The following is a 12,907-nucleotide window of genomic DNA, read 5'->3' as shown; positions in this document are numbered from 1 at the left end:
ACTCTGAAGCCGAACCTACAACCTCCGTATACAGTCGAGCAGTATCACCTTTGAAAGCAGGGACATCTGACTTCGTCGGATCAGCGGTCATATAGATCAAGCGACCACTGACGATTTTCGTCGTGCCGATCTGTCCAGCACCGGCATAGCCGGCTTGCCATCCGTTTATTCATCTACGTTCCCCCTTTCAGAGGTACAGCCCGCTCAATATCCACTAGCCATTTGGCAGCCTTGCCACCTGTCTATTCCAATTCCAATTCTGTCTGCAATAGCTCATGGACGCGCGTCAGTTCGGCTTCTTCCACAAAGCTATAGTAGATATCGTTCATCATCCCGCCCGTACCATCGAGTTGTTGTTGTTCGATGTTGCCGACTGCACCGAGGTAATCTTGGTTTTGGAGCGCGTAGAAATCGGGCATTTGGAAGCTTGTTTGCATATTAGCTGAAAGGGAGTCTAAGACCGTCTGATAGTTCAGCAAGGTTTCCGGTGTCGCTAATTTTCGGATGACGCCTTCGATGACCTGGCGTTGTCTGCCTTGGCGACCGGTATCGCCGGCTGGATCTTCATAGCGCATGCGTGAGAACGCCAATGCTGCTTCACCATCCAGTTGGTTCGTTCCCTCGACGAATTCAAAATTATTTTGATTGAAGGCAAGTGGGCTCTCGACGGTGATGCCGCCAACAGCGTCAACGATTTCCTGGATACCGGCCATGTTGACCATCACGTAGAAATCGATGGGGATGTCCAGCATTTGCTGCACGGTATTGATCGACATCGCTGTGCCGCCGAATGCATAAGCATGGTTGATTTTGTCTGAAGTGCCATTGCCGACGATTTCAGTGTACGTGTCGCGCGGGATGCTCAATAGTGTGGTCTTTTGGGTGTGCGGATTGATAGTGATGACCACCATAGAATCGGAACGGCCCTGCTCCGTGCGGCCCAGGTCTCCTGTGTCGACTCCCAACAACAGGATGGAAACCGGCTCTCCAGCTTCCAGAAGTTCCGAAGGCGTCATTGCTTCAGCTTCGGCCTGACTTTCTTCATCAGTCACATTCGAGGAATCGGCTACAGTAACGGTATTTGTTGTCCGTAAGGTCTCGGCTGCGACAGGAGTGTAGGCTATGTCCATAGTGTCTTTCACATTTGCATAAATTGAGTAGGCATACCAGAGGATCCCGATCACCAGAATAGCAAAGATGCTGCCGACTATTTTCAAACCTTTTTTATTTTCTTTATTCGATCTCATTGTTTTTTCTCCTCTCCTCTGAAAGCCATCCATAAGATAATTGTTTTTATATTACATTTCCAGTTTTGTCCTTATGGGATCATTCTGCGTGCCAACTGATGTCGCAGTCCGGCAGAGCGTTCTGAAGTATTTCTTGTTGTTCGGCGTTGATGCCTGCCTTACTGATATTCAGTTTCCCCAACTTAGCCAAGCCCGACAAAGGTGCAATATCACTGATTGGATTTCCCTTCAAATCGAGGTACCAAAGCTCGGTTAAATTCGCTAATGCGCTGGCATTGCTTATTTGATTTCCTGATAAATTCAGATGTCTTACTTTTGTGAGACTGGCCAGGCTGTCGATAGTGCTGATCCTATTCTGGGCCAGGTCGAGATAGACCAATTCCGTCAAGTTGGCCAATGCAGCGACGTCGCTCACTTGCACCCCACTGATTTCGAGATGTGTCAGCTGGGTCAATTCAGCCAAACTGCCGATATCCTCAACTTGGGTGCCTTTCAAATCCAAGCGTGCCAGCTTTTTCAGGCCTGTGAACGGCGAAAGATCGCTTATATTGGTGCCATTCAAGTTGAGCGTCAACAAATTTCCGAGCCTCGCAAACGAGCTTGTATCGGCTATTTCAGTACCGCTCATATTCAACTCCATCAGTTGCGTCAAATCCGCTAAGGCTGCGGCGTCACGTATAGGCGTGTCGTTCATTTCCAAGACGGTCAGCTGAGTCAAGCCGGATAGCGCCTTGATGTCTTTGACATTGGTGTTCCCTAGGCTCAGGTAGCGTAGCTGAGTCAAACCTGCCAATTCGCTTACATCTTCAACTTCGGTGTTACCCAGCTTCAGAGACTGCAGGCTGGTCAATTCGGCTAACGGGCGGATGTCAACGACTTGTGTGTCATTCAGATAGAGCACCTCAAGTTGCTTCAATCCGGCGAGTGCTGTGATGTCCTCCAATTGATTATTGTTGAGGTAAAGGGTTTTTAGTTTCGCCAAATCCGTTAAAGCTATGAGGTCGTTGACTTGGGTGCGGCTGATATCGAGATATTCCAGTTGCGTCAACCCTGCCAGCGCGCTGATGTCATTGATTGGCGTGTCATTCAGGTGGAGTATCCGCAAATTCGTGAAATATTCAATCCCGCTGATCGTGCCGATATCCTTATTGCCTAAATAGAGGGCATCGACCGACTCGATATCGCTTGTAGTCAGGTCGCCTTCTTGTTTGCCAATCAGCTTGCGGACATAAACTTCCATATCTTCATCGGCAAAAGTCAGAGAAACGTTTTGTGCTGCTGTTGTTTTGCCTGATTCTCTTTCCGCTGTGTTTTCAGATTGTCTTGTGCTCTCTTGGCTGCTTTTTTCTGGATCTTGGCCCAATTCCATTTTCTCGGCGCAGCTCGCCAAAAAAATCAAGGTAAAAAGGGTCACCAGTATCTTTCTATTTCTCATATTAATCACTCCTCAAAAATGGGCATTGGAGCTGATGATGGAATCCAATATGGCTTAGATTCTCCCAGGAGATAGTCATGTGAACTTGAGTACGTTATAACATGATTATAAGCCTCCTATGCTCGGATCGCTAACTTTAGGGGCTTCTTAACATAGACACTTATTGGCAAATTTTATGCTACAACTCTTTTCATTCAGAAAAATAGCCCGCATTTCGGAGAACATTTCTCCTCAACGCGGGCTATTTTCAATGGAGTTTCTACTGGACAGTTTCCGTAGCAAGCTTGGTCGCGGATTTCCTGATTGCGTAGACGAGGCTCAAGGCCAGACCAAGCAGAACGACTGCAATGGCGACATAGAAGGCTTTCGTGAAGTCGCCATTGTTCGCAGCAGCCAATGATGCCGTCACTTTCGGAGCGACGAAGGCAGCACTCGAAAAACCGATGAAGACGATGCCGTAGTTGACACCCTGATTTGCCGGTCCGAAATTATCCATGACCAATCCTGGAAAGACGCCCATCACACCACCAAAGCAGAGCCCCAGAGTGACAATTCCGACAGAGAAGGCCCACACTTGGTTGACGCTTACAAGCAGGATGAAGGCAAAAATGATGGCACTGTAAATAATGATAACTGCGCGAATTTGGCCGATGCGATCAGAAATTGCACCCCAGAATACCCGCCCTGACGTGTTGCTCAAGGAATAGAGGCTGACATAAGCGGCTGCGGCCGATGCCGATAAACCGAACATGGACTGACCTATCAGCGAGGCATTCGAAGCGATCATCAGGCCGGAAAAGGCGCCCATCGCGAACATCAAGATCAACAAGTAGAAAGCCGGAGTGCCCAACATTTCTTTCCAGTTTTTGCTTACGGTGATTGATTCTGCTGGTGCCTTTTGCTGGGTCGCAGCCTCTTGTGGAACAATTTGTTTCGGCGCCGAGCGGATGAACAGGCTGAAACAAAGACCCACCAGTGCATACGCCAAGCCCATACGCCAGAAGGCTTGGCTCACACCGTAACGTTGGATCAGCGTATTCGCAATCGGTGCCGCTATGATCGCCGCTCCGCCCATACCGCCCGTGATCAGACCGGAGGCCAAGCCTTTTTTATCCGGGAAAAAGCGGATTGTGTTGCTCAAGCAAGCAGAATAAGCAAAGTTCTGCGCAAATCCACCGAAGATACCGTAGATCAGATACAGCTGAAAGATGCTGGTCGCTTGCCCGGTGAATGCAAAGCTGATACCAAAAAGCACGACACCGATGCGGGCAATCCATTTTGCCCACCCGCGGTCCGTGAAATAGCCACCGAAAATCATCGGAATCGGCCCCACTGCAGAATTGATGGCGAACGCCATCATGATGTCCGGCACCGCCCATCCCCGCAATTCCGCCAACGGTCCCGCGAAAACACTGAACGTGTAGACGATACCGGTGCACAACAAGATCCCCATCGAGCTGATCAGGACCACCCAACGATTTGTTTCTTTCTTCATTACTGTTCCTCCTTTTCCTAATTCTTTTGTATTTACAGGAATAGCGGGCTAACGCAACGTCACTATCCCAATATTTGCTGATGCCTTTCATTTATGGAGATTGTTCCAGTATGCCATGGAACCGGGTTATAAGGTAACACTTAATTGATATATACAGTTATAGGTTAATCTTATATGAGTGGGGTTGGGGTCGGGGTTGGGGTTGGGCGGTCGGAGCTGAGCAGCTTGCGCGGCTCCCTGCTCCGGTGAGAGGCCGCTCACCGGAGCACGATGGTAGCTCGCGGTATCCATCTCCTGTAGGCACCTCCTTGTTGGAGTACAAGACTAGTATGTGAGCCGAACTTCGGCGAAGCCTGCGTTCGCCGGAGGAAACCGCGACTCGTCCGCCCAACAAAAAAACACCCGCTACAAGAACGGATGATTTTGATTTTTTTCATTTGACATTTTTATCCCATGACCGCCAAAACGAGCGGCAGCGCGAAGATACCGATCAGGATGGAAACAGAATTCATGAAGGCGGAGGTTTCGACGTCCCCGCCCGCTTCGTCGGTGAATCTGGTCGCCATGGATGCAATCGGCGAAAAGAACAGCATGCAGAGGATCGTCTTCACTACCATTGAGACCGGCAGGAAGAGCACGGTCAGGATGGAGAAAATCAGCGAAAAACCGTAGCGGATAGCCAAGTATTTGAAGGCCAGCTTGAAGCGGTGCGCATCCAAGCCCAATTCTAAGCCGATCCCGATCATCAGCATCGCCAGGAAAGTATTGGCGCCACCCACAGTGGATGTAAAGGTGATGACTGCATCCGGCAATTGCAGCTCGAAGAGGCGCATCAACAACAGAATCAAGTAGGTATCGAACAGCGGCGAAAGGAACATGAGCTTGAGGAAGCCGCCTAAGGTTGTTTTTTGTTCCTCATCCGCAACCGACCTGGACCAGCCATAGCCGATTCCGGCAGCTCCGAAGGAATTGCCGACATCGAAAAGGGATGCGAAAATAATCGACTGCGGGCCCATCAATCCGGCGATATACGGCATCGCAAAGGCCCCGACGTTGTAGCTGCCGAGGTTGATGATTCCGAAAGCCTGCGCTATGCCACCTTTCCGCTGATTCACCAGATAGCCGGTGATTTGCAGGACCAAGTTAGCGAGGAGGCCGATTGCGGTCAAAAACAACAGGTTGTAGGTGATGTCGAACGTGTTGAAACTGGTGATCAGTGCGCAGGGCAACGTGATCCGCAGTACGATTTTCGAAAATTTCGGAAAATCATCCGCGCTTACCCACCCGACCCGTTTGATGATATAGCCGATCACGATGATCAAAATCAGTGATGCGGCTTTTGCTGCTATTTCCCCCATTACGTTCCCCCTGCTCGCGTTTTTCATTCAATTATAACAAAAAAATACCATTGCATCCGATCTTTCTGTATTTTGTAATCGCATTACGGATTCCTTTGAATACGGTCGGAGAATTAAAAAAAGTTCCGTCTGCCCCAATATGAATCGGGGGACGGAACTTTGAAAAAAGCTTGCTATTCTTCATACTTCAAAACGGAACGATCGCCCAATGGTTGGACCTCTCTGTTGTTGCCTTCATAATATTCGTTGAAGGCCGCAATCTGTTCCGCGGATACCTCAACAGGATTCGCCATCACATACCACTCGACATTTTCGGTCAGCGGCGGGGTAGTCAAGGAGCCTAGGTAATGGTAATAACTTTTGTTCGCTGGAAGTAGTTCAGCAACATTCAAGCTGAGTCCGCTCGCAACAGCAACTTCTTCATTCGCCTTCACATCATCCAAAATTGCTTGAAAGGCAGCATTTTCTGCGCCTTCTTTAAAAAAGACCGCGATAACCGCTAAGCGTCCGTCCTGTGCTTTGTGGACAAAATGCAGTTCGATCGGGAAATTTTCCCCATTTAGCGTATGCTCACTCGGAGAATGCAGATGGAATTGCTTCAGCTCAAAACTGCGTCCGGCGATCGTCGCTTGGCCGCCGTCTTCAATTTCAATGCTGTGCCCGTTATCGACTACATCGATGATCTCTTCCGCATAGTCCAATGTCAACGCTCCATCTGTCGTCATCGTTTCAGCTGCACTCGTTTCGATATTGATTGGGGATTGCATCTCGCCGGATTCGAAGTCCCATTCATCCTGGTTATCATAATCCAAAGTTTCTTCAGTTGATTCATGTGTTGCAGTTTCGGAAGTCTGTTCCGTCGTCGTCTGCACGCTGCTGTCTGCTTCAGATACTTCTTCTTGGCCGCAGCCGCTCAATCCCAATAAGACAAATACCCCCAAAACCGCCAAAACTTTTTTATACCCTTTTGTGTCAGTCATTTTTTGCTTTTCCTCCTCTAAACAATATCTGTTTATTATATAAAAAAATTCACAAACAAGTTGTCGAATGAATAGCTAAAAACAACAAATCAACAGAACATCCCTTCCACACTATACATTCAAAAGAATATTGCGAAGAGGATAAGGCGGGGCTATACCGTCCCATCAGTCATCGCACAGGACCACCTCGTACCCAATTTCGCCCAACATGCGCATATCCTGTTCGATTGTGATGCCGTCAGTCGTCAACATATCGCCGGAAATTGCCGCATTGGCGCCGGAAAGGAAACACTGTCTGCCTTTATCCGCAAGCAGCCCCCTTCCGCCGGCCAACCGGATATAAGCATCAGGAGCCAGTAACCGGAAAATCGCGATGATGCGGCTCATCTCCTCGTCGTTGATGACTTCGTTTCCCTCGAACGGTGTGCCCGGGATGGGATTCAAAAGATTGACAGGTATCGAACGAATGCCCATTTCGCGCAAGTCGATGACCATATCGATGCGGTCCTCCATCGTCTCGCCCAAGCCGATGATGCCGCCGCTGCAGACGGTCAGACCGGCCTGTTGGGCTGCGCGGATAGCGGCGATTTTGTCGTCGTAGGTGTGGGTCGTGCAGACGTTCGGGAAATTCCTTCGCGAGGTTTCCAGATTGTTGTGGACGCGCGTCAATCCCGCCTGCTTCAGCTTGGCGAATTCCTTTTCCTCCAAAAGTCCGAAAGAGCCGCAAAGCGCGATGTCCGATTCCTTCTGGACAGCCTGCAGACTTTCGCAGACATTGTCCACTTCCTTGCTGGACAATGCTCTGCCCGAGGTCACGATGGAATAACGCAGCACACCCCGCTCTTCGTTGTATTTCGCCTGCTCGACGATCGTTTCCGACCCGATGAGTGAGTAGGCATCAACTTTCGTGCGGTAATAGCGCGATTGGGAGCAGAACTTGCAGTTTTCCGAGCACTTGCCGCTCTTGCCGTTGATGATTGTGCAGACATCGAACACATTACCGCAGAAATGCTCGCGCACCTCATTGGCGGTTGCGCACAGCTCTTCGAGCGGCACCCGGATTAATGCCATGGCCTCTTCTTTGGTGAGTTGTCCGCCGGCATAAAGTTTGCTTTTGATTGCTGCCATTGTCGCCAGGTTGTTGCTGACAGGCTCTTCATTGTTTAAGGATAAAGTAGGTTCTTTTTCGCTCATCATTCTTCTCCATTCTATTTGTTATAGTCATTGAATCAATGATGGCACATGCGGAAAAAAGTGTCAACCACAAAAATTATAAGGTTGACAATGAAAAAATGCAGAAAACGTGCGAGTTCTGAGTTTCGTGTGTTTTGAAGCGATGGTGAAGGATTGTGCTTTTCCTGTGTATTGCGGACGGCTCAAAAAAAAAACGATGGGCTGTATAAAAATGAAGCAGCCTCGTCTTTCCGTTTAGGCGGTGGAATTTCTCCGCCAAATAGGTTTTGGAGGGGAATCTCTAAACGTAAATTCAATTCCCACATATAAATCGAGACTGCCTCAAAGCCAGAAAATCCTGTTCTGGTTCTGATACAGCCTCGTCGTTTTTTGTTGTTTAATAATTGTTGCATACGTTATGTCTAAGCATTTTTTTGGGTCGATTCCCTGATCAGCAACTCATTGTCCAGCGTTTGGATTTGGGCGACTTCTTTTTTCAAAATCAATTCCATCAGAATTTTCGCTGCCAATTCGCCGGACTCCTGGAAATGGTAATGGACCGTCGTGATGCGCGGATAGACAGCCTCGGTGATTTCATAGCCCCCGAAGCCCGCCAAGGAAAACTGGTTCGGGATTTCCAGCTGCAGTTCATGGGCGGCGCGCATGATCCCGATTGCGATATTGTCGGTCGCGCCGATCACGAAAGTCGCTTTGGATTGCGGCAGGATTTCCAGTGCTTTTTCGTAGGCATCCTTCATGGCAAAGCTCGTTTTGACGAAGGTGTAGTCGATGTCATGGCCTTCGAAAGCCTGCTCGATGCCGTTGCGCCGGGTCACCCCGACAGCTTTATCGGATTCGTCGACCCCGAAGACAAGAATGTTCCTGTGACCGTTCGCCACTGCGTAGGCTCCGACCGAACGGCCCGCCTTCTCATCATCATGAATAATGCAGTGGAAATCGGGATGCGATTGCCCAACGATGACGACGGGAACATCAGCCTCTTCGAAAGCCTTCACATGAGCCGGCGTGATGGCCGCCGCGAAGAAGACAATGCCGTCGACGCGCTGCTTCGCTAAGGTAGAAATGGCTTCGATTTCGCGCTCGCGGCTCTGATCCGCATTCGTGATCAACAATTGGTTTTTGGATAGGCGCAGACTGTTCTCCAAGCCCCGCAACGCTTCATTCGTCGCAAAGGAGTTCAGACGCGGAATAATCGTCCCGACCATGTGCGTGCGTTTCGCTTTTAGGCTTTGGGCAAATTTATTTGGTTTATAGTCGTTCTCGGCGACAATCTCATCCAGTTTCGCCTTTGTTTTTTCGCTGACCGCCCCGCCGTTCAGATAGCGGGAAACGGTGCTCTTCGCCACACCGGCCATTTTGGCGATGTCATTGATGGTGACCATAGTTAGCATGCACCCCTTTCTTCTGCTGCATAGCGGACTCTGTTCCGTATCCGTATACATATTCATTCTCTGACTTTGATTATACAGGTGCGCGGGGTTCGCCGCAACGGACCGGGGAAGGAAATCTGCTTTCTGGGCTGTTGGGACTAGATCCTGGCAGGACTGGGTCGCCCGACTGGCCGGAATTCCGGGCCGAATTTTGAGCGTCAGCTCCGACCAAGGGATGCGCCCCCGGAGGAGAGCCCGTTTGTTACCATGCTCCTCCGGGGATGCCGGCCTCGCCGGAGCTGGGCGCAGTTTGTTACGCTGTCCTTCGGCGACCGCCAGCTTGGCCGGAGTTCCGGCCCGCACATTTCATAAAACTCAAAAAATCCGCACGCCACCGCGGACAGCCCCCGCAAGCGCGGTTTTGGGCTGTCCTTCCGGCAGAATGCGGAAAGTTCATCAGTTATTCAGTTGGCTTTGGTTCTGTTGGCTTGCGGCGCGCGCCTTTGTTTTTCTGATCTTTGGAGCGGATTTTTTTCTTTTTCGTTTTTTTGGCAACTGCTTCCTTCGCAGTCTCTTCCTCTTTCAAAGCAGCTTTTTTCTGGATTTTGGCTGCTTTGGCTGCTGCCGGTTTCTGCGCATCGCGAATGGCGTCACGTGATTCGCGGCTCGGCAGTTCGTTGACGAGCTCACCGCCGTAGATGAAGAATTCTTTTACTTCATCTGGATGCGGCGCGAAGCGTTTGATATCGCGGCTGTTGCGATCATTCACCAAGGACAGCACGATCCCTTTTTTGCCCATCCGGCCCGTACGTCCGGAGCGGTGCAGGTAGGTTTCCTTCGAAAGTGGCAGATCGTAATGGATAACGTACGGCAGATCCAGGATGTCGATCCCGCGGGCGGAAACGTCCGTCGTCAGAAGGAACGTCGCATTGCCTTTACGGAATTCTTCCATGGCGCTTTTACGCTGTGCCTTTCCGTAATCGCTGTGCAGCATGCGGACATTGATGCCCTCGAACTGCAGTTTCTGCGCCAAGTAATCAAGTTCCTGCGTAGAATTAACGAAAACGAGCGCCTGCATGCCTTCCAAGTTGCCCAAGCGGCGCAGCATTTCAGCACGCTTACGCGTCGGCGCCTCGATGAAGCCATGGACAGTCTGGTCCATGAATTGGCCTTCCTTGGTTGTATCGAACCAAAGCGGTTCCGTGTTGAACCATTTCTGGATGTCCTTCAGGTTTTCGCTGTTCGTAGCCGAGAAGAAGCCAAGTTGGCGGGACCCCGGCGTTTTTTTGATCAATTCGCGCAAGGCGCTCAGATGTTCTTCCTGCATCAAATAGTCCGCTTCATCCAGGATGACCGTCTTGATGTTGTGCAGCTTCAATTTTTTCTGGTTGGCCAATTCCAGCAATCGTCCCGGTGTTCCGACCACGATTTCCGGTTTTTCCTTTAACTTGTCGATCTGACGGCCCACGTTAGCACCACCGATGATCACTTGCGCGGTCAGATCTTTCAGGGAACCCCATTCCGCCAAAACGTGCCCTACTTGGTGCGCCAATTCTTGCGAAGGCACGAGCACCAACAATTGTAACTCCTTGTTGGCATCCGTTTTTTGCAACAACGGGATGGCATAAGCCAAGGTTTTGCCGGTACCGGTCGGCGATAAGCCAACGACATCTTTGCCTTCCATCAACGGCTTGAAGACATTTTCTTGGATCGGTGTCGGCAACTGAAAACTCATCTCGTTCCAGTATTTTTCGAATGGCATTGCCATTTCTTCCATCATCATCATTTATTTCCTCATTTCTTATAGTGCAGCCTATTATTAAGCTGCGGTGCATTCCTCGCGCGGAAGCATCCGGCTGACCTATGCCTCATCTAAATCCGCTGGATAAACGATGCCCGCTTTTTTGCGTAAAGCTTCCATTGTCCGGTTGACGTCTCGGCTGATCTGCGTCCAACGTTCATAGTCTTCTATAGTATCAGGATTTCCCGGATCATTCAAGACGCGCGCGAATGCACGAACCTCGTCATCCATGAAATGTCCGGACGCTTTTTCGGCCAATTGGTAACGCTCATCGGTCTCGCCGTCCACCAATTCGACCGACTGGATCAAATTGACGCCATCGAGAATCAACGTTTTTTTGCCGCTGTAGATTTCCGAATCAGCGAAGGAATTGTAAATTTTTGACGTGTGCAGGCTGACTGTGAAATACGGATATTTCAACAGCATCGTGCCGGCTCCATCCACGCCCGTCTGGATTTTTTTGGCGGCATAATCGACTTTCTCAGGCACACCGAACCAAGCGATGGCAGCGTACAGCAAGTACACGCCCAAATCGGAGAGCGCCCCGCCGGAAAAATCCAGCGAGAAGATGTTCGGTTCCTCGCCGGCCAAGACCTGGTCGTAGCGGGAGGAATATTTGGCATACGTGAAGCTGGCACCGTCGATTTCGCCCAATTTGGCTATCTCGTTCTTAACGAGCGCGAAGTTCGGTTCATGTAGGTGGCGGGCGGCTTCAAATAGGAAAACATTGTTGGCTTTCGCTGCGGCGAAGGCTGCCTCCCATTCTTTCGTGTTCGAGAAGATTGGCTTCTCGACGATGAGATGCTTACCGTTCGCGATGGCAGACATGGCTTGCTCAAAATGGAGGCTGTTCGGCGATGCGATGTAGATGGCATCCACTTCCTCCAAGGCTGTGAATTTATCTAACTCCGTTACGAATAAATCCGCGCCGTAGCCCTCGCCGAAACTCTGGGCATTAAACTGGGTGCGGCTATAGACCGCTTTTATTTCAAATTGTCCGGATGCTTTTGCCGATGTGGCGAATTCATGCGCGATGCTGCTCGTTCCGATGATACCTAATCTGATCATGGTTTTATCCCCTCACTCATTGTTGTCTTTTGAACATTCTATCCTTATTCTACACTAATCGGGAGTGGATTGCTTAGCGATAACATTTTTTTGAGGCGTAAATCCCAATAGAAGCGAAAACAGCATCCCGATGCAAATGGGATGCTGTTTTTATACCTTATAATAGCTGCTTTTCCGCCCGTTTTAATTCTTGGCGCTGCTTCAGACGCTTCTTCTTTTCGGCTTCGGTCAGTGGCGCATAGTCCTTCAGACCGGGCAGGACGCCAACGGACACTTCCCACAGATAGAGGCTCGCAATCGAACCGTATGGCGCGTAACGCCGTTTATATTTTTGGAACAACGGCTTCGTGATTTTGCGGTGATGATACACCATCCGCAAGCCGCGATGGATGGCGAGATCGTCCCAACTCAAAACATCCTGACGGCCCATCGAAAAGATCAGCAGCATCTCGGCTGTCCATTTGCCGATGCCGCGCAGTTGCGAGAGCTCGGCGATGACCTCTTCATCGTTCATATCCTTCAATGCCTCCAGGTTGCATTCGCCGGAAAGAACTTTTTCAGCTGCTTCAAGGATATAGGTCGCTTTGCGGGTAGATAAACCGCACTGCTGGATTTCTTCGACGCTCGCTCGGCAAATATTCTCCGGCGTAATCGCCCCGAAAGCAGCAAGCATCCTTTTCCAGACGGTCTCTTGGGCCTTCATCGAAATCTGTTGGCCGACGATATTGTTGATGAGCGCCGAAAACAGATCCTCATCGATTGGCCGTTCGATGGGCCCGACCCGGTCGATGATGTCCGCCAAAATCGGATCTTTGGCCTTCAGATAGCGGATCGCTTCTTCATCATAGTAAAAATTCATCTTATCCATCCTTGTTCTGCTTTATTTTATTCCATTATACAGTTTCTTTTCTCAGCGCACACGGAAAAGCTGGAGACCCGGAAGCCCCCAGCTTTGATTT

10 protein-coding genes are annotated in these 12,907 nt (G+C 50.1%); all 10 read right to left on the bottom strand.

The annotated features are described in order from the left end of the window. Positions 1–242: 242 nt before the first annotated feature. The 10 genes from BLV66_RS09140 to BLV66_RS09095 all read right to left on the bottom strand — a co-directional run bounded on the left by BLV66_RS09140 (position 243) and on the right by BLV66_RS09095 (position 12,807). Positions 243–1,247, bottom strand: coding sequence for an LCP family glycopolymer transferase (locus BLV66_RS09140; protein ID WP_086985797.1), 1,005 nt, complete (start codon positions 1,245–1,247; stop codon positions 243–245). A 79-nt stretch (positions 1,248–1,326) separates the two neighbouring features. Beyond that, on the bottom strand, positions 1,327–2,682 hold the full coding sequence (locus BLV66_RS09135) for a leucine-rich repeat domain-containing protein (protein ID WP_086985796.1): 1,356 nt from the start codon (positions 2,680–2,682) through the stop codon (positions 1,327–1,329). A 259-nt stretch (positions 2,683–2,941) separates the two neighbouring features. After that, the gene (locus BLV66_RS09130; protein WP_086985795.1) at positions 2,942–4,177 is read right to left on the bottom strand and encodes an L-lactate MFS transporter; all 1,236 of its coding nucleotides are present in this window, start codon (positions 4,175–4,177) and stop codon (positions 2,942–2,944) included. 446 nt (positions 4,178–4,623) lie between these two features. Then, positions 4,624–5,535: an AEC family transporter gene (locus tag BLV66_RS09125; protein ID WP_086985794.1), complete on the bottom strand. Its 912-nt coding sequence runs from the start codon at positions 5,533–5,535 to the stop codon at positions 4,624–4,626. A 173-nt stretch (positions 5,536–5,708) separates the two neighbouring features. Continuing rightward, entirely contained in the window at positions 5,709–6,515 is an 807-nt protein-coding gene (locus BLV66_RS09120) for a carbonic anhydrase (RefSeq protein ID WP_086985793.1), read from the bottom strand. A 165-nt stretch (positions 6,516–6,680) separates the two neighbouring features. Further along, on the bottom strand, positions 6,681–7,709 hold the full coding sequence (gene bioB / locus BLV66_RS09115) for a biotin synthase BioB (RefSeq protein WP_218131829.1): 1,029 nt from the start codon (positions 7,707–7,709) through the stop codon (positions 6,681–6,683). A 401-nt stretch (positions 7,710–8,110) separates the two neighbouring features. Further along, on the bottom strand, positions 8,111–9,100 hold the full coding sequence (locus tag BLV66_RS09110; protein WP_245826665.1) for a LacI family DNA-binding transcriptional regulator: 990 nt from the start codon (positions 9,098–9,100) through the stop codon (positions 8,111–8,113). 439 nt (positions 9,101–9,539) lie between these two features. Then, complete coding sequence (locus BLV66_RS09105) at positions 9,540–10,865, bottom strand: DEAD/DEAH box helicase (protein WP_245826664.1); 1,326 nt, start codon at positions 10,863–10,865, stop codon at positions 9,540–9,542. 75 nt (positions 10,866–10,940) lie between these two features. Next, positions 10,941–11,948: a Gfo/Idh/MocA family protein gene (locus BLV66_RS09100; RefSeq protein WP_086985791.1), complete on the bottom strand. Its 1,008-nt coding sequence runs from the start codon at positions 11,946–11,948 to the stop codon at positions 10,941–10,943. 157 nt (positions 11,949–12,105) lie between these two features. Next, complete coding sequence (locus BLV66_RS09095; RefSeq protein ID WP_086985790.1) at positions 12,106–12,807, bottom strand: DNA-3-methyladenine glycosylase family protein; 702 nt, start codon at positions 12,805–12,807, stop codon at positions 12,106–12,108. Positions 12,808–12,907: the final 100 nt, after the last annotated feature.

The organism is Trichococcus collinsii (assembly GCF_900107505.1).
In the GTDB taxonomy this organism is placed as follows: Bacteria; Bacillota; Bacilli; order Lactobacillales; family Aerococcaceae; genus Trichococcus; species Trichococcus collinsii.
This window is presented reverse-complemented; position numbering and strand designations above follow the sequence as displayed.